1 pseudogene is annotated in these 266 nt (G+C 53.0%); it reads right to left on the minus strand.

Features of this window, described 5'->3' with window-relative positions:
- A pseudogene (locus XcuCFBP2542_RS19240) lies at nt 1-251 on the minus strand (hypothetical protein); the annotation flags it as partial.
- Nucleotides 252-266 lie beyond the last annotated feature (15 nt).

Here is a 266-nt window from a genome sequence, read left to right on the forward strand (position 1 = left end):
GCATCGATTTTTTTGAAGACTGCAGGAACACTATCTTCTTTTTGCTTGGACCAGACCCCGGCTATCGGCTCAATCGGGGTGCACAGCGTATGATTAGTCATCTGATAAAAAGCCGCGCCATCCACGAAACCAAACGGCCCCGGCGCATCTTCGATGGTCATGGTGATCCGATAGGCCTGCATAGGCTGCGGATTCTTCCGATAGATCGGATCACCGTCGGCGTCATGGGCCTGTACGTCCTTGGATTGCATAGTGGTCTCCTTTGC

The sequence above is a fragment of the Xanthomonas cucurbitae genome, from assembly GCF_002939885.1.
GTDB classification, from domain to species: Bacteria; Pseudomonadota; Gammaproteobacteria; order Xanthomonadales; family Xanthomonadaceae; genus Xanthomonas; species Xanthomonas cucurbitae.